16 protein-coding genes are annotated in these 15752 nt (G+C 60.6%); 4 read left to right on the top strand and 12 right to left on the bottom strand.

The genetic code is table 11. The annotated features are described in order from the left end of the window. Positions 1-75: 75 nt before the first annotated feature. Positions 76-969, top strand: a complete 894-nt coding sequence (locus GGD50_RS12550; RefSeq protein WP_107109660.1) for a LysR family transcriptional regulator — start codon at positions 76-78, stop codon at positions 967-969. A gap of 97 nt (positions 970-1066) precedes the next feature. Here GGD50_RS12550 and GGD50_RS12545 read toward each other — a convergent pair whose 3' ends face one another. Both GGD50_RS12545 and GGD50_RS12540 read right to left on the bottom strand, forming a co-directional pair. Further along, positions 1067-1897, bottom strand: coding sequence for an aldo/keto reductase (locus tag GGD50_RS12545; protein WP_107109661.1), 831 nt, complete (start codon positions 1895-1897; stop codon positions 1067-1069). A 172-nt stretch (positions 1898-2069) separates the two neighbouring features. Then, on the bottom strand, positions 2070-2618 hold the full coding sequence (locus GGD50_RS12540) for a L,D-transpeptidase family protein (protein ID WP_107109662.1): 549 nt from the start codon (positions 2616-2618) through the stop codon (positions 2070-2072). A 148-nt stretch (positions 2619-2766) separates the two neighbouring features. Here GGD50_RS12540 and GGD50_RS12535 point away from each other — a divergent pair, with 148 nt between their 5' ends. Together GGD50_RS12535 and GGD50_RS12530 are read left to right on the top strand one after the other, a co-directional pair. Next, positions 2767-3450, top strand: a complete 684-nt coding sequence (locus GGD50_RS12535) for a response regulator transcription factor (RefSeq protein ID WP_107109663.1) — start codon at positions 2767-2769, stop codon at positions 3448-3450. 9 nt (positions 3451-3459) lie between these two features. Further along, positions 3460-3915 carry a cyclic nucleotide-binding domain-containing protein gene (locus tag GGD50_RS12530; RefSeq protein WP_107109664.1) on the top strand — a complete coding sequence of 152 codons (456 nt, stop codon included), beginning with the start codon at positions 3460-3462 and terminating at the stop codon, positions 3913-3915. 88 nt (positions 3916-4003) lie between these two features. On the opposite strand, the gene GGD50_RS12525 is transcribed toward GGD50_RS12530, so the two are convergent. The 6 genes from GGD50_RS12525 to tesB form a co-directional block, all read right to left on the bottom strand. After that, the gene (locus tag GGD50_RS12525) at positions 4004-4807 is read right to left on the bottom strand and encodes an exodeoxyribonuclease III (protein WP_107109665.1); all 804 of its coding nucleotides are present in this window, start codon (positions 4805-4807) and stop codon (positions 4004-4006) included. Positions 4808-4911: 104 nt separating this feature from the next. Then, positions 4912-5571 carry an outer-membrane lipoprotein carrier protein LolA gene (locus GGD50_RS12520; protein WP_107109936.1) on the bottom strand — a complete coding sequence of 220 codons (660 nt, stop codon included), beginning with the start codon at positions 5569-5571 and terminating at the stop codon, positions 4912-4914. A gap of 136 nt (positions 5572-5707) precedes the next feature. Further along, entirely contained in the window at positions 5708-8374 is a 2667-nt protein-coding gene (locus GGD50_RS12515) for an FtsK/SpoIIIE family DNA translocase (protein ID WP_107109666.1), read from the bottom strand. Between the two features lie 278 nt (positions 8375-8652). Further along, positions 8653-10095, bottom strand: a complete 1443-nt coding sequence (locus tag GGD50_RS12510) for an ammonium transporter (RefSeq protein ID WP_107109667.1) — start codon at positions 10093-10095, stop codon at positions 8653-8655. Between the two features lie 28 nt (positions 10096-10123). Next, a complete protein-coding gene (locus GGD50_RS12505) occupies positions 10124-10474 on the bottom strand; it encodes a P-II family nitrogen regulator (protein ID WP_181316108.1) in 351 nt (116 codons plus the stop codon). A 214-nt stretch (positions 10475-10688) separates the two neighbouring features. Further along, positions 10689-11573, bottom strand: coding sequence for an acyl-CoA thioesterase II (gene tesB / locus GGD50_RS12500; RefSeq protein ID WP_107109668.1), 885 nt, complete (start codon positions 11571-11573; stop codon positions 10689-10691). Positions 11574-11656: 83 nt separating this feature from the next. On the opposite strand from tesB, the gene GGD50_RS12495 reads away from it, so the two are divergent. Further along, positions 11657-12871: a ubiquinone biosynthesis hydroxylase gene (locus tag GGD50_RS12495; protein WP_107109669.1), complete on the top strand. Its 1215-nt coding sequence runs from the start codon at positions 11657-11659 to the stop codon at positions 12869-12871. 30 nt (positions 12872-12901) lie between these two features. On the opposite strand, the gene GGD50_RS12490 is transcribed toward GGD50_RS12495, so the two are convergent. The 4 genes from GGD50_RS12490 to GGD50_RS12475 all read right to left on the bottom strand — a co-directional run bounded on the left by GGD50_RS12490 (position 12902) and on the right by GGD50_RS12475 (position 15646). Further along, positions 12902-13090, bottom strand: coding sequence for a Trm112 family protein (locus GGD50_RS12490; RefSeq protein WP_107109670.1), 189 nt, complete (start codon positions 13088-13090; stop codon positions 12902-12904). A gap of 9 nt (positions 13091-13099) precedes the next feature. Next, positions 13100-13759 carry an LON peptidase substrate-binding domain-containing protein gene (locus tag GGD50_RS12485; RefSeq protein ID WP_107109671.1) on the bottom strand — a complete coding sequence of 220 codons (660 nt, stop codon included), beginning with the start codon at positions 13757-13759 and terminating at the stop codon, positions 13100-13102. 239 nt (positions 13760-13998) lie between these two features. Further along, on the bottom strand, positions 13999-14976 hold the full coding sequence (trxA, locus tag GGD50_RS12480) for a thioredoxin (protein WP_107109672.1): 978 nt from the start codon (positions 14974-14976) through the stop codon (positions 13999-14001). Between the two features lie 160 nt (positions 14977-15136). Beyond that, positions 15137-15646, bottom strand: a complete 510-nt coding sequence (locus GGD50_RS12475) for a prolyl-tRNA synthetase associated domain-containing protein (RefSeq protein ID WP_107109938.1) — start codon at positions 15644-15646, stop codon at positions 15137-15139. Positions 15647-15752 lie beyond the last annotated feature (106 nt).

Here is a 15752-nt window from a genome sequence, read left to right as displayed (position 1 = left end):
GCTCGGAATTTAGGACGTGCGATTAGTCTCGATTAGATGGTAGAAGTGGCAAAGGCTTATGAGAAAGATTCATGAATGCCGCGTCAGCCCATCAATGACCTGATTGCGTTCCTCGCCGTGGCGCGGGAACAGAGTTTCACCAAAGCAGCCGCAAAACTCGGGGTTTCGCAATCGGCGCTCAGCCATACCATCCGGGGACTTGAGGCTCGTCTGGGGCTGAGGCTGCTAACGCGCACCACCCGCAGCGTCTCGCCGACCGAAGCAGGCGAGCGATTGCTGGTGACCATAGGTCCCCGCTTCGACGAGATCGAAAATGAACTGGCCGCCCTCAGCGAATTTCGCGAAAAGCCGGCGGGCACCATTCGCATCACCGCCGGCGAGCACGCGGCCGAAACCATCCTTTGGCCGGCCCTGGAACCATTGCTGCCGCAATACCCTGATGTCCATGTGGAGATTATCGTCGACTATGGCCTGACCGATATCGTCGCCGAACGGTATGATGCCGGCGTTCGGCTGGGCGAACAGGTGGCGAGAGACATGATCGCGGTTCGCATCGGCCCGGACATGCGCATGGCCGCCGTCGGCGCTCCCGCATATTTTGAGAACAGGCCGAAACCCCTGACACCGCAGGATCTGACCGGTCACAATTGCATCAATCTGCGCCTGCCGACCTATGGCGGCATCTACGCTTGGGAATTCGAGAAGGAAGGACGGGAGTTGAAGGTGCGGGTCGAAGGCCAGCTCGTGTTCAACAATATCGCGCTCCGCCTGAATGCGGCCTTGGCAGGTTTGGGGTTGGCATATCTTCCAGAGGATGTCGTGCAGCCCTATCTTCACGACGGGCGGCTCGTCAGGGTTCTCGAGGATTGGTGCCCGCCATTTACCGGATACCACCTCTACTATCCAAGCAGGCGGCAGGCCTCACCGGCCTTCGCCCTGGTGGTCAATGCACTCCGCCGCCGCATTTGAAGAGGTCGCGACTGCAAAGACGCAGAGCGGCCCGGAGTATTCGCTCCGGGCCTCCGAATATCAGGCGAAGAGGTAATCCCTCCACGAACTCCGACGATCAGAACGCTGCCTTCATCGGGTCCGGCCCGATGCGTCCGCCAGCCGAATCCAGCTTGGCGATTTCGGCGAGATCATCCGCATCAAGCTTGAAGTCGAACACCTTGAGGTTTTCTTCGATGCGGCTCGGTGTCACCGATTTCGGGATGACGATCAGCCCGTTGTCTATGTGCCATCGGATGATGATCTGAGCCGGCGTGCGGCCATGCTTGGCGGCGACCTTGCCGATGACGGCATTGCCGAGAAGCTGGCCCTGGCCGAGCGGGCTCCAGGACTCCGTCTTGATGCCGAGCTTGTCGTGCACCTCGCGCAGGGCTTTCTGCTGGAAGGTCGGATGTAGCTCGATCTGGTTCAACACCGGGGTGACGCCGGTCTCGCCGATGATGCGGTCCAGATGTTCCTTGCCGAAATTGGAAACGCCGATCGAGCGGGCACGGCCTTCTTCCTTGATGCGCAGGAAAGCCTTCCAGCTATCGAGATAGCGACCACGATGCGGCGACGGCCAATGGATGAGATAGAGATCGACATAGTCGGTGCCGAGGCGCTTCAGGCTTTCATCGAATGCCCTCAGGGTCGAGTCGAAACCCTGGGCTTCGTTCCAGAGCTTGGTGGTCAGGAAGATATCCTTGCGGGCAACGCCGGACTGGCGCATGCCTTCGCCGACGCCATCTTCATTGGCATAGATGGCAGCCGTGTCGACATGGCGATAGCCGGCCTTCAGGGCCGTGCTGACAGCCATGGGCGCTACGTTTTCCGGCGTCTGCCAGACGCCAAGGCCGACCTGCGGAATGGCATTGCCGTCATTGAACGTGATTGTCGGTTGCGTGGTCACGATAAGTCTCCAAGGAATGAGAGGTGGGTGGAGTGAAGGCGTGATTTAAATTCGCAAAGAAAAGGTTCCGGCCTCAGCCCGCGCGGGCGCACCGGTCGCAAACCTATATAGTGGGGAATGTCGGTATTTTAACCCCAGCCCACTACCCAGAATTTTAATCCCAGCCCACCGCTCAGAGAACCCGGATGATCGTCCCCTTGCGAAGCAGCGGAAGGATTCGCTGCATGTCGCGAAGATTGACTGCGACGCAGCCCGCCGTCGGCTCGTAGCCAGGCCTGATCAGATGAAAGAAGATTGCCGAGCCGCGATGGCGCCGGCGCGAGCGGATGTTCCAATCGAGCACGACGCAAATGTCGTAGAGCCCGTCACGCCGCAGCATCTCTTCATGGCTTGGCTTGAACGGCGCTTTGACGAGCCGGTTATAATTGGCGTCCTCTGGTTGGTCGCACCAGAGCATGTCCTTGCGAATACGCCGCATCTGCAAAGGCGTCTGAAGGAAGGGGATATGGTCGCCACGAATAAAGCCATAAAGCAGCTTCATCGCCGCAATCGGCGTTGCGCCATCCCCTTCCCGCTTAAGCACGCTGCGCCCCGATCGGCCGATCGCCGCCGGCACCGTCAGCGGCCCGATCTGCACCAAAGCGCGCGTGGGTTTCCCCGGCGCCGGACGGACGACGATTGTGGAAACGGCCCGCCTGCCGCCCGCCCTTGCTTTTTGCATTTTCCTCACATGTTTTTGCTTTGCGTGTGATTTCGTTTGAAATCATAGCAGTTTCAATTGGACGACCAAGCCTGGGCTGCCTCACGACTTGCTAAAAATGCAATTTGGCGTAGGACTTAAGAGGCAATAGAACGAGGACCGCAACCGCATGACCGCACGCACCATTCTGCTGGTGGATGATGACAACGACCTGCGTGAAATGCTGGTCGAGCAACTGTCCCTTTATGAGGAGTTCACGGTTCTGCAGGAGGCGACCGCCGGAAAGGGCGTCCAGGCCGCCCGTGGCGCTCCCGTCGATCTGTTGATCATGGATGTCGGCCTGCCCGATATGGATGGCCGCGAAGCTGTGAAGCTGCTGCGCAAGAACGGCTTCAAGGCTCCGATTATCATGCTCACGGGCCACGACACCGATTCCGACACCATTCTCGGCCTTGAAGCCGGCGCCAACGACTATGTCACCAAGCCCTTCCGTTTCGCCGTGCTGCTCGCCCGCATCCGCGCGCAACTGCGCCAGCACGAGCAGAGCGAGGACGCGACTTTCACGGTCGGCCGCTATCTCTTCAAGCCGAGCCAGAAGCTGCTGACCACGGAAGACGGCCAGAAGATCCGCCTGACGGAGAAGGAAGCGGCGATCATCCGCTATCTCTACCGCGCCGACCAGAAGGTCGTCACCCGCGACATCCTTCTCGAGGAGGTCTGGGGCTACAATTCCGGCGTCACCACCCACACGCTGGAAACCCATGTCTATCGCCTGCGCCAGAAGATCGAGCGCGATCCCTCCAACGCCGAAATCCTGGTGACGGAAAACGGCGGCTACAAGATCATTCCGTAGGCGATAGAGATGGCGCTCAACGACGATATCCGTCTGCTGTCGCAATTGCCGCTGTTCCACGGCATGGGCGATGAGCCATTGCGGTTGATCGCCTTCGGCGCCGACCGCCGTCATGTCACGACCGGGCTTACTCTGTTCCGCGAAAAATCGCCGGCCGAATGCGCCTATGTCATCGCCCACGGCAGTTTCGAGCTGAGCACCCTTGATGCTGACGGGCAACCGCATGTCGAGGCCACCGTGCACGCCGGTGCCATGCTCTCCGAGCTGGCGCTGGTGACGCTGGTGGAGCGCAAATATACCGCCGTGGCGCTGGAGGACTCCGATGTCATCCGCATCACACGCGCGCTGTTTCACCGGCTGATCGAGGAATATCCCGACGCCGGTCTGCTCATCCAAAACCGCGTCCGCGAAAATTTCGCCGTTCTCGCCAAGCAGGCCGCGGCGTTACTGCATCGCTTTTCCTGAGACTCCGGCCTCGGCGATTGCGGAACCGGAGGCCGACCCTCGTGGTTCGAGACTCCGGCCTTTGGCCTGGCAGCTCTTGAATTCAGTCTCAGAGATTGAAATGCGCGGTCACCGGCACATGGTCGGACGGGCGGTCCCAGCCGCGCGCCGCTTTCAGGATTTCGATGCGCTGCAGATGCGGGCCGAGATCGGATGACGACCAGATGTGGTCGAGACGGCGACCGCGATCGGCCGCTTCCCAATCCTTGGCGCGGTAGCTCCACCACGTATAGAGCTTCTCGTGCTCCGGTACCTGCTGGCGCATCAGATCGAGCCAGGCGCCGCGCTTCATCACCTCGATCAACCCGTCGGTTTCAACCGGCGTATGGCTGACGATCTTCAGCAATTGCTTGTGCGACCAGACGTCGTGTTCGAGCGGCGCAATGTTGAGATCGCCGACAAGGATCGCGGAGGTGTTTGGCTCGGCATTGGCATGCAGCCGCTTCATCTCCTCGATGAAGTCGAGCTTATGGCCGAATTTCGGATTGATCGTCCGATCCGGCTCGTCGCCGCCGGCCGGAACGTAGAAATTATGCAGCCGGATACGCCGGCCGCCGCGTTCGAAGATCGCTGAGATATGTCTGCTATCGCCGACATTGCAATAATCCTGCCGATGATCCTCGGTCAGCGGGAAGCGTGAGGCGATGGCGACGCCGTGATAGCCCTTCTGGCCATGGACGATGATATGCTCATAGCCGAGCGCCCGCAGAGGCGACAGCGGGAAGAGCTCGTTCGGAACCTTCGTTTCCTGCAGGCAGAGAATATCGGGGCGGGTCTGCATCACGAACTGCTCGACGATCGGCATGCGCAGCCGCACCGAGTTGATGTTCCAAGTCGCAATCGAAAATCCCATGCCCAAACCCTTATCTCTAATCAGGCTAGGGATTTAGACCGGCAGGGAGAGAAAAGGAAGATCATTCAATCTCTTCTCCCCGCCCCATCATGGATGGCAGGACATCACCGGTTCGCGCCGGAATAATCGATCCGGAAAACGCTGTCGTCGAAGGACAGATTGGTCTTCACATTGTTGATGATGACATCGGTCGTCTTGCCTTGGGGGTCGATGACGGTCCATTGGCGCAGGTCGTAGGTCTTGGAATCGAAGATCATGGCGATGGTCGAATCACCGAAGACGGTGCGATTGCCGAGCGTGATCTTGGTCAGGTCCGGCTGCGCGTCGACATTGCGCACCATGTCGGCGGAAAGGTCGATCTTGTTGGCGAGCAGCAGGCTCAGCGGCGTCTTCGAGAGCTGATACATGTTGTTCGTGTGCGTCTGGTCGTTGATGACCTGCACGTTGTTGCCGTCGCAGATAACGCGCATGCGGGACGGCGGGTCATAGTTGAAGCGCATCTTGCCGGGGCGCTGAATGAAAAAGGAGCCGCTCAACTGGTCGCCACGCGGCCCGATCTGCAGGAAGCCGCCCTTCATCGTCTTAATGGACGAGAAATGATCGGCGATCGCCTGTGCAATGCCGGGATTGAGACCTGCAGCCTGCGCCTGCGCAAAGGCCGCAACGGGTGCCGCGCCTGCCGCACCCGCCGCCAGCACAGCGCCGAGGAAGTGACGGCGGGTGAGGTTCAGGCGGGTCGAGGGCTGTGCATCGGTCTTTTTCATCGAATTCTCCTTCAATGCTTTGTCCATGGCGCGCAAAATCGGCGTCTTCATGGCGCTGCGGCCCATGCTCGATCACGAGCCGCGATCAAATCTCCGAAAGCATATTCGGGATATGTGACATGGGGCTCGCGAACCCTTAGCGATCGAGAACATCCGCTTCGGTCGGCACGAGAATCTCGCGCTTGCCGGCGTGGTTGGCCGGGCCGATCAGGCCTTCCTGCTCCATGCGCTCGATCAGCGAAGCGGCACGGTTATAACCGATGCCGAGGCGGCGCTGGATGTAGGAGGTGGATGCCTTGCCATCGCGCAGCACGATCGCCACGGCCTGGTCATAGGGATCCTCCGAGTCGGAAAGGTTGGCCGTACCCGCCGGACCGTGACCATCGTCGTCGTCATCGTCGTCGGCAGTGATCGCATCGAGATATTGGGGAGAGCCCTGCGTTTTCAAGTAGGAGACGATGTCTTCCACTTCGCCATCGGCGACGAACGGACCGTGGACACGCTGGATGCGTCCACCGCCGGCCATATAGAGCATGTCGCCCATGCCGAGGAGCTGTTCGGCGCCCTGTTCGCCGAGAATCGTACGGCTGTCGATCTTCGAGGTCACTTGGAAAGAGATGCGGGTCGGGAAGTTCGCCTTGATCGTTCCGGTGATGACGTCGACGGACGGACGCTGCGTCGCCATGATGACATGGATGCCGGCGGCGCGGGCCATCTGTGCCAGACGCTGCACGGCGCCTTCGATATCCTTGCCGGCGACCATCATCAGGTCGGCCATCTCGTCGATGATGACGACGATGTACGGCATCGGCTTCAGATCGAATTCCTCGGTCTCGTAGATCGCCTCGCCGGTCTGGCGGTCAAAGCCGGTCTGCACGGTCCGGCTGATTGCCTCGCCCTTCGCAACGGCCTGCTCGACGCGAGTGTTGAAGCCGTCGATGTTGCGCACGCCGATCTTCGACATCTTCTTGTAGCGCTCTTCCATCTCACGGACGGTCCATTTGAGAGCGACTACGGCCTTCTTTGGATCGGTAACGACGGGCGAGAGCAGATGCGGGATGCCGTCATAGACGGAGAGTTCGAGCATCTTCGGATCAATCATGATCAGGCGGCATTGCTCTGGCGTCATCCGATAGAGCAGCGACAGGATCATGGTGTTGATGGCGACGGATTTACCCGAACCGGTGGTGCCGGCAACGAGCAGATGCGGCATCTTGGCGAGATCGGCGATGACGGGCTCGCCGCCGATCGTCTTGCCGAGCGCCATGGCAAGCTTGGCCTTCGAGCTTTCAAAATCGCGGCTGGCGATGAGTTCGCGCAGGTAGACGGTCTCGCGCGTGGAATTTGGCAGTTCGATGCCGATGGCATTGCGGCCGGGGACGACGGCGACGCGAGCGGCAATCGCGCTCATCGAGCGAGCGATATCGTCGGCAAGACCGATGACGCGCGAAGACTTGATGCCTGGTGCAGGCTCGAGTTCATAAAGCGTCACGACCGGGCCGGGACGGACGTGGATGATCTCGCCCTTGACGCCGAAGTCTTCGAGCACGCCTTCGAGCATGCGGGCATTCTGCTCCAGAGCATCGGAAGACAGCGTTGCGTCCCGCACGATCGTCTTCGGCTCGGCGAGCAGATGCACGGCCGGAAGCTGGAAACCGTATTGGCGGATGAAGGAGGTCTGCGCCTCGCGCTCGGCGCGGATGCCGGGTTTCGGGCGGGCGGCGGCAGGAACGACGCGGTGGCCGGCATGGCCGCCGGGAACTTTCGGCGAAGCGGCACGCAGCGCCCACTCGTCCTCCTCATCATCCGGCAGAATGCCGGCCGGGCGTGGCAGCTCGCGCTCGTAGGACGGATCATCGTCCTCATCCTCGTCATCGTCGATGCTCATCGATGGCGGAGAAACGACGCGGCGCGGCGCCGGACCGTCCATCGAAGGTTCGACGCGTTCGCCGCGGACAACAGGCGCCTTGGCGCGCACCGGCTCGTTCAGCGTGCCGAACTCGTCGTCGTTGAAGTCGTAAGGCGCATCGAAGGCGTGGTCGCGGCGCTTGCGCGGACCCATGCCGAACAGGCGACGAAGACGCGCCTGCGTATTGTACCAGGCATGCATGAGAGCGCCGAAGGCCAGGAAGCCGCCGCGATCGTCGTCTTCATCGTCATCACCGACGTTGCGCGCACGGCTCTGCGTGTTTTCATATTCCTCTTCATCCTCCTCGTCTTCCGGCAGGCTGCGGCCGAGAACGCCGGCAGCAAACAGCATGAGCCAGGCGGCCGGAATCGCGAGAATGGAGCCGAAGACGGTGGCGAAGACGCCGCTTGGATAGGTGCCGATGAAAAGAGCAGGGAAGCGCAGAAGGATGTCGCCGATGACGCCGCCGATACCGTTCGGGATCGGCCACGTCGGAGGCGCCGGGAAGCAGGCGATGGAACCGGCGGCAACGATAGCCCCGCCGACCCAGGCGCCGAGACGAGCCGGTACGCGATGGATTCGCCGGTTGGAAATCAACGCGAAAGCCCAGGCGACGACCGGCAGCAGCGCGACGACGGAGGCAAGCCCGAGCGCCTGCATCATGATGTCGGCAAAGGCAGCTCCGGAAAAACCCAGTATGTTCGTCGGCGTATTGCTCGTGGCATAGGAATAGCTGGGGTCCATGACGTTCCATGTCGCCAGTGCCGCAACGGCAAGCGCCAGCAGGAACAGCAGCGCGAAGCCGCTGAGGCCCCTCACCTGCCGCCAAACCACTCCCGAAAGCGAGAGACGGCCGGAAGGACCGCCCAACGCTGCCGAATTGCTTCTGCCCATATTATCCAGCCCGTTCTTTGTCGAAAGCACCCGCGAATCGGCCTCATGGCCGTTCACAAAATACGTCAGCTCTAGCTAATCAGAGGAGGGTTAATGCCATGTTAACCATGCGCGTGCGGCGGGCGAATCAATGAAATATGGGCGCGTGGCAGGCGATCGCGCGAACAAAAAAAGCCCGAACCGAGGTCCGGGCCAAGAGCGGCTCATCCTTGATAAATGAACCGCGACGGGATGTTCAGCGGCGCCGGAAACTTTGTTCCGGCGCCGCAAGCTCCAAATTAGGAATTGTGATAAGCGGCTTCGCCGTGGGAGGCGAGGTCGAGACCTTCGCGCTCGGCTTCCGGCGACACGCGCAGGCCGACGATCATATCGACGATCTTGTAGAGGATCGCAGAGCCGACGCCTGACCAGACCAGCGTGGTGAGAACGCCCTTCAACTGAGCGAGCAACTGGGTTGCGGTGCCCGGATAGGAGGCTGCGAAGTCGGCCGTCGAATAGTCGACGATGCCCGCACCACCAAGAGCCGGGTTAACCAGGATACCGGTTGCCAAAGCGCCGAAAATACCACCAACGCAGTGGACACCGAAGACGTCAAGGCTGTCGTCGTAGTTGAACTTGTTCTTCACGACATCGACGAAGAAGTAGCAGATCGGCGAAACCAGCAGGCCGAGGACGATGGAGCCCATCGGGCCGGCAAAGCCGGCAGCCGGCGTGACGGCGACGAGACCAGCGACGGCACCCGAAGCTGCACCGAGCATCGAAGCCTTGCCGCGGGTGAAGGTTTCAACGACGCACCACGAAAGAGCGGCGGCAGCGGTGGCGACGAAGGTGTTGATCATCGCAAGCGAAGCATAAGCGTTGGCTTCGAGGTTCGAGCCGGCGTTGAAGCCGAACCAGCCGACCCACAGCAGCGAAGCGCCGACCATGGTGAGCGTCATCGAATGCGGAGCCATAATCTCCTTCTTGTAGCCGGTGCGCTTGCCAAGCATGATCGCGCCAACCAGACCGGCGATACCGGCGTTGATGTGAACGACCGTACCGCCAGCGAAATCGATCGCGCCGAAGCCGAAGACCATGCCCGTCGGAGCCGTGTAAGAGCTCGGACCGCCCCAGAACCAGACCATATGAGCGATCGGGAAGTAGATGACGGTAACCCACAGGAAGACGAAGAGCATGACGGCCGAGAACTTGATGCGCTCGGCAAAGGCGCCGACGATCAGGGCCGGCGTGATGCAGGCAAAGGTCATCTGGAAGCAGACATAGGTGAGCTCAGGAATACCGACGCCCTTGGTGAAGGTTTCGACGAGATCCTTCGGATCGGTGCTGACGCCGGCAAGGAAAGCCTTGGAGAAGCCGCCAACGAAGCTGTTCAGCGAACCGCCGTCGGTGAAGGCGAGCGAGTAGCCGTAGACGCACCAGATGATCATGACCATCGCGGTGATCATGAAGACCTGCATCAGGACGGACAGCATGTTCTTGGCGCGGACGAGACCGCCGTAGAACAGCGCCAGGCCGGGAATGGTCATCAGGAGAACGAGAACCGTGGAAACCAGCATCCAGGTGTTGTCACCCTTGTCCATGGTCATTGCCGGCGCTGCGGCAGCGGCGGCCGGGGCTGCGGCCGTCGTGGCTTGCTGCGCAAAGGCAACTGCCGGCGCGAGCAAAGCCGCAGAAAGCGCGCCTACCCGTGCGAGAGTGGAGGAAAGCTTTGTAGATGTCATTGCAAATAACTCCCTGATCGGCCGTTTCTTACAGCGCTTCTGAATCGGTTTCGCCCGTACGGATGCGCACGGCATGGTCAATCGAGTAGACAAAAATCTTGCCGTCGCCGATCTGTCCGGTCTTGGCGGACGCGGCGATGGCTTCCACTGCCTTGTCGACGATTTCAGTTGCGACCGCGACTTCGATCTTCAGCTTCGGCAGGAAGCTGACGGCATATTCCGTGCCACGATAGATTTCGGTATGTCCCTTCTGACGCCCGTAACCCTTCACTTCGGTCACAGTCAGGCCTTGGATGCCGACAGCCGTGAGAGCCTCACGGACCTCATCGAGCTTGAACGGCTTGATAATGGCCATCACAATTTTCATCTGGTTTCCCATCCTTTGTTTACCCTCGGCACGGAGCCGATTCTCCTTGCCGCTGACGACTGTTTCAGCAGCGACCGAAGGTACACATTCAAGGGACGTGCCAGATTCGTGACACTATTGTAATTTATTGAAATTTAAGGTGTTTTCGTAAGACACCTAATAAAGCGGCAGATCGCGGCAAAGCTCACGCACAAATAATATGCAAATTTGTAAAATTGCCCATCAATTAATCATTTGCCTTTTTACGAATCAACCCTTCCTGGGCCACCGACGCAACCAGGACACCAGACCGCGTAAAAAGACTACCACGGGCCAAGCCGCGCCCGCCCGAAGCACTCGGGCTGTCCTGAGTGTAAAGCAACCAGTCATCAAGCTGGAACGGCCGGTGAAACCACATGGCATGATCGAGGCTCGCGACCTGCAGGCCCTGATCGAAAACCGAGGTGCCATGCGCATGCAGCGCTGCGTCGATGAGCGTCATGTCCGAGAGATAGGCAAGCACGGCATTCCGATAGAGCCGGTCATCCGGCACCGGTCCGGTCAGGCGAACCCAAATATCCTGCCGCTGACTGGGCTCGGTACGGGAGAAATAATGATCGAGTGATACCGGCCGGATTTCGATCGCGCGTTTCCGCTCCCAATAGCGGCGCACATTCTCCGGTGCGTTGGCGATATAGCGTTCCTTGATCTGTTGTTCGTCCATAAGCTCTTCCGGAGCCGGCACCTGCGGCATCTCGCTTTGATGCTCGAAACCGGGCTCGTCGACCTGGAAGGACGCCGTCATCGCGAAGATCGCCTTGCCGTGCTGGATCGCCAGCACGCGGCGCGTATTGAAACTCGAGCCGTCCCGCAGCCGGTCAACCTGGTAGAGGATCGGGACGGCGGGATCGCCGGGGAGCATGAAATAGGCATGTAGCGAATGCACGAAGCGCTCGCCCGCCACCGTCCGCTGTGCTGCCATCAAGGCTTGGCCGATCACCTGCCCGCCGAAGACGCGCTGCCACCCGACCTGCGGACTGTTGCCGCGAAACAGGTTCATCTCGATCGTTTCCAGATCGAGCGTCGCGAGCACGACTTCCATGGCGGTCTGTTTCTCGTTCTCGCGCGACATTTTGATTGAACTCCGACGGTAGGAACCACGAATGGGATGCTCTATATAGAACAGGAAATGACAGTAGGACACGGGGAAGCGCTATGTTGGACATGCTGGTAGTGGGTGGCGGTTATGTGGGTCTCGCCGCCGCAGTCGCCGTCAAGCAGGCAGCGCCCCATCTTGACGTCATGGTCATAGAGGCCGCCCCGGAAACCGCCTGGAAGAAGGACATGCGCGCTTCGGCGATCATCGCCGCCGCCTCGAAGATGCTGGAGGTTTTCGGCATCTGGGACGAGATCAAGCCGGAAGCGGAACCGATCACCCGCATGATCGTCACCGATTCGCGCACCGGCGATCCCGTGCGCCCGGTCTTTCTCACCTTCGACGGGGAAGTGGCGGAAGGGCAGCCCTTCGCGCATATGGTCCCGAACCTCGCCATGGTCGGCGCGCTGCGTGGCGCCTGCGAACGCCTGGGGATTACGATTCGCCACGGCGTCAGCGCCACGGACTTCAAGACCGGCGACGCAAGCGTTACGCTGACGCTCTCGGACGGCAGCACACTGGAAGCAAAGCTGCTGGTCGCCTGCGACGGCGTGCGCTCCAAACTTCGCGACATGGCTGGAATCAAGACCGTAAACTGGGACTATGGCCAGTCCGGCATCGTCGTGACCGTCGAGCACGAGCGGCCGCACAATGGCTGTGCCGAGGAGCATTTCCTGCCTTCCGGCCCCTTCGCCATCCTGCCGCTGAAGAACAATCGCGCCTCGCTCGTCTGGACCGAGCGCACATCCGACGCCGACCGGCTGGTCGCCGCCGACGATCTGGTGTTCGAGGAGGAGTTGGAGCGCCGTTTCGGCCACAAGCTCGGCGCACTGCACACCGTCGGTGACCGCCGCGCCTTCCCGCTTGGCCTGACGCTCGCCCGCGCCTTCGTCGCGCCGCGCTTTGCGCTCGCCGGCGATGCCGCCCACGGCATCCACCCGATCTCCGGCCAGGGCCTCAATCTCGGCTTCAAGGATGTTGCGGCATTGGCGGAAACCGTCGTCGAAGCAGACCGCCTTGGCCTTGATATCGGCTCGATCAACATTCTCGAACGCTACCAGACCTGGCGGCGCTTCGACACCTTCCGCATGGGGGTGACCACCGACGTGCTGAACCGACTATTCTCCAACGACATCACGCCATTGCGCGTCGCCCGCGATTTCGGCCTCGGCCTCGTCGACCGGCTGCCGCAACTCAAATCCTTCTTTATCGGCCAAGCCGCCGGCACCGTTGCCAGGGATAATCCGCGGCTGCTGGCGGGCGAGGCTATCTGAGGTCCTTTTACCTTTGCCGGTAACGCCGCCTCAATCCTCTAAGCGCCGCGCCTCCGAGATCAGCATGATCGGAATGCCGTCACGGATGGGATAGGCGAGCCGTGCCTTTTCCGACACCAGCTCGTTCTTTTCGCGATCGTAGCTCAGCCGTCCCTTGGTAAGGGGGCAGACGAGGAGATCGAGCAGTTTTGGGTCCACTTTGCTGACGGTGATGTCCATCGCACCCCCTTACTGCATGACCGAATCGGTATCGCCGAAGCGGGCGAGGACGATTTCGATGATGGCGATGAAAGTTTCCGCCCGCGTCTTCAGGTCGGGCGCCTCCAGCAGCGCCTGCTTCTCGGCGGGATCGAAGGGCGCCATCATCGCCAGCGAATTCACCAGCGTCATATTGCTGGCGCGCTCCACGCTCTCCCAATCCGCCTCCAGCTTGTTGGCATCGAGATAAGCCCGGAAGGCCGACAGCAGCGACGACCGATCGACGCTGTCCTCTTCGTCGCGCGACTTGAGGTCGGAAATGAAGGGGGTGATGCGGAAGCTGCGGTATGGATGGTGGCCGGTGATCTCGTCCATCAGCCGGAAACGGCAGATGCCGGTCAGCGAGGTGATATAGCGGCCATCGCCCGTCTCGGCGAAGGATGTGATGCGCCCAAGGCAGCCGACATGCGAAAGATGCGGCGTTTCCGGCGGCTCACCGAGCGCCGGCTGCACGACGCCGACCAGCCGGTTGCCGGCCATCGCGGCATCGAACATCGAAAGATAGCGCGGCTCGAAGATATTGAGCGGCAATTGCCCGGTCGGCAGAAGTAGAGCGCCGGACAGAGGAAAGACAACCACCGATTCCGGCAGATCGCTTGGCTTCAAATATCTGGCATTGCCGACTTGCATGATTTTCGTCCCGCTACTCACTACGCCGCTCGTTTTGAGATGCGTAAGAACGATACCCAACGGACATTGTTCCGTCACACGCCACGCCACAGGACAATGTGAGCCCCTCTCCCGAAAACACAAGAGGATTTCCGGGCAAAACGCCGAAGCATTCCGCTTTCCTGTTCAAGCGAGGCAGGCGCTGCGCACCGGATAGAGCACCCGGTTTTCTCCCGGACACTCCCTCGAACGCACAACGCTTAGGAAAACAGGATCGACGAAAGCTTGCGGCGCGCGGCAATGGTCGCCGGGTCCTTCGGACCCCAAACTTCGAAGAACTGCAGCAACTGACGGCGCGCGCCATCGTCGTCAAAAGCTCGGTCGCGGCGCATGATCGTCAGCAGATGCTCGGCGGCCTCATCACGCTTGCCCTCGACATTGCGGATCTTGGCGAGTTTGACCCGCTGCTCGTGATTGTCGGGATTGAGCACCAATTCCTGCTCGAGCGTCACGGGATCGCCGAGCTTGCGGGCTTCCTCGATCTGATCGAGCTTCTTCACCACGGCCTGGATGCCGGCATCGTTGGCAAGCGTTTCCGGCAGATCGGTCAGCGCTTCGCGCGCCCTTTGGCTCTGGCCGGCGGCAATCATGCACTCGGCCATGCCGGCCAGCGCCTTGGCATTTTCCGGATCGGCCTGCAGCACCGCGCCGAACAGCTCGGCGGCGCCATTGATATCGCCGCCAGCGAGAAGGCCGGCCGCCTCTTCCAGAATCGCTTCGATCTCCGCCGCCTGATCGCCGGCGCCGTCAGCCGGACCGCCGAGGCGATCGATGAACTGGCGAACCTGGCTTTCGGGGACAGCGCCCATGAAACCGTCGGCCGGGCGGCCGTTGACGAAGGCGATGACCGCCGGGATCGACTGGATGCCGAGCTGACCGGGAATGGCCGGATGATCGTCGATGTTCATCTTGACCAGCTTGACGCGGCCCTTGCCCTCGTTGACGACCTTTTCCAGAACCGGCGTGAGCTGCTTGCACGGGCCGCACCAGGGCGCCCAGAAATCCACCAGAACCGGCTGGTTGCGCGATTCCTCGATAACGTCCCGCGCGAAATTCGCCGTCGTGGTGTCCTTGATGGGCGAAGCGCCGCCGGATGCGACAGGTGCGGCACCATAGGACGCCGAAGCCGACATCTGGCCGCCGAAGGAAGCGTTATAGGGATTGTTTGAACCGCTCATGAGTGTCTCCCGCCTGCCGGTATCCTGGACCTTTTAAAGCATGATTCCAAAAGGAAAGAAGAAGCTTTCGGATAAAATCACGCCCAATGGAATAGCCTGAGCGACAGGACAATTCGAAGATTAAGTCATCTCGCTCTAATCGTAGCGCTAAAATCGTATGTCAGCCCGTCACTTTCAAGACTAGCGGCGTATGACCCGTCGCTTCCATGAAGCGCACGAGATCGCCGCTGCCAAGCGAGGTCGTCGCATCGTTCGACAACGGATGGCAATTGATGATGTCATGTTCCATCAATTCGGCATCGATCACAAAGGTGACGTTGTTGCCCGTATCGTTGATCGCCCCGAAGGCCGTCACCGCGCCGGGAATGACGCCCAGATATTCTAACAGCTTTTCCGGTTTACCGAAGGAGACTTTGCTGGCCGCACCGATCAGCGTGTGCACCGTCTTCAAATCGACGTTCGCATTCTCCTCGACCGTCAGCAGGAAGAAATTGTCCTTCTTGTCCTTTACGAACAGGTTCTTCGTATGCCCGCCGGGGATTTCGTCGCGCAGCGACACCGATTCGGCAACGGTGTACACCGGCGGATGATCCTTGGTGCTATGGGCAATGCCGAGGCCATCCAGGAAACGGAGAAGATCGTCGCGGGTTTTCGGGCTGTTGTCGGTCATGGGGGGTCTCGCAATAAAAATGACCCGCCCCTGATACGTCGCCCGCAAATCCATTGCAATCTTCCAGACGACAAAGCCAGGCGTTCCGGGGCTTTCCGGCAGGCGA

This window comes from Martinezella paranaensis (assembly GCF_014200235.1).
Taxonomy (GTDB): Bacteria; Pseudomonadota; Alphaproteobacteria; order Rhizobiales; family Rhizobiaceae; genus Rhizobium; species Rhizobium paranaense.
The sequence above is the reverse complement of the archived record's forward strand: the minus strand, read 5'-3'. Positions and strand labels throughout refer to the sequence as shown.